The sequence below is a fragment of the Nocardiopsis protaetiae genome (assembly GCF_045446735.1).
GTDB lineage: Bacteria > Actinomycetota > Actinomycetes > Streptosporangiales > Streptosporangiaceae > Nocardiopsis > Nocardiopsis protaetiae.
Genome location: NZ_JBJJBV010000529.1, coordinates 1 through 1,204, shown reverse-complemented (window position 1 = coordinate 1,204; position 1,204 = coordinate 1). Strand labels below are relative to the sequence as shown.

Below are 1,204 nucleotides of genomic sequence, written 5' to 3'. Positions count from 1 at the left end.
GGCGGCCCCCGCCGTATCCGGCCGGAACGTCCGGACACGGCCCGGAACGGTCACCGAGCGTGGCCCCGCCGCCATTGTCACCTGAAACGTTTTCCCAGCGGAAACCTGGACAGAAGCGAATCTTCTCGTAGCAAGTATTCCCAAAGCGACGAGAGCTCGGTACTTTCACTGAGGTGTCTTCTGACGCTCTTACCCCGCTCGGATTATCCCGGGAGCGTCGCCCCCACGGTCACGATGAAAGGAATCCCCCCGCATGAAGATCCGGAGCTCGGTCGCGGCCGTCGCCACGGCCGCCCTGGCCGTCGGCGGTGCCACGCTCATGGCCGCTCCCGCTCAGGCGGACCTGGTCACGCTCTGCTCGGGCCACGGCGGCGCCATCACGCTGCCCACGGACCTCGCGGTCCCCGCCGGCAAGAGCTGCTTCCTGGACGGCACCGTCATCCAGGGCAACGTCACCGTCCGCAAGGGTGCGAACCTGCACATCCTGGGCGGTGAGATCCAGGGCGAGGTGACCGTCCAGCAGGACGGCTACTTCGACGCCTCGGAGACCACCGTCAACGGCCGCGTCGTCAACCGCGGCTCGTACGGCACCTACCTGGAGGACAGCACCGCCGGTGCGGCCCTGCGCACCGTCCCGGTCGACGGCGCCTCCAACGACGGCTTCGCGTTCGTCGTGGACTCCTCCGTCAAGACCATCAACGCCGAGACCGGCGCCGTCTACGTCGAGGGCTCCCGCATCGGCGGCGCCGTCAAGGGCACCGGTGTCGAGTACGTCGACATCTACGACTCGGTCGTGCGCGGCGCCCTGACCGTCAGCGGCTCCGCCAACGGCGGCATCCTCTGCGACAGCGAGGTCATCGGCGCGGCGTCCTACACCGACTCCTCCGGCCCGGTGGCCGTCGGTGCGGGCGCCCAGGCGGGCTTCTGCTCGTCGGTGAACTACATCGACGGCAAGCTGACCGTCACCGGCATCTCCGGCGGCGCGTTCATCGACAACAACATCATCGGCGGCGACCTGGTCGCGTCGGGCAACACCCCGACCGCCCAGATCGGCGACAACAACCGCGTGCGCGGCGACATCCTCACCCAGGAGGTGGCGCTGCGCTCCTTCAGCACCGCCGTGGTGGAGGAGTTCGAGGCGCACCAGGACGACCTGGTCGAGGAGGTCGAGGAGGCCCGCGCCGAGACCATCGACGAGGCCCTT

Annotated in this window: 1 protein-coding gene; it reads left to right on the top strand. The window is 68.9% G+C overall.

From position 1 onward, the window contains the following. Positions 1-253 precede the first annotated feature (253 nt). Positions 254-1,204: hypothetical protein (locus ACJOT3_RS34525; RefSeq protein WP_406977334.1), on the top strand; the 951-nt coding region annotated here is incomplete at its 3' end.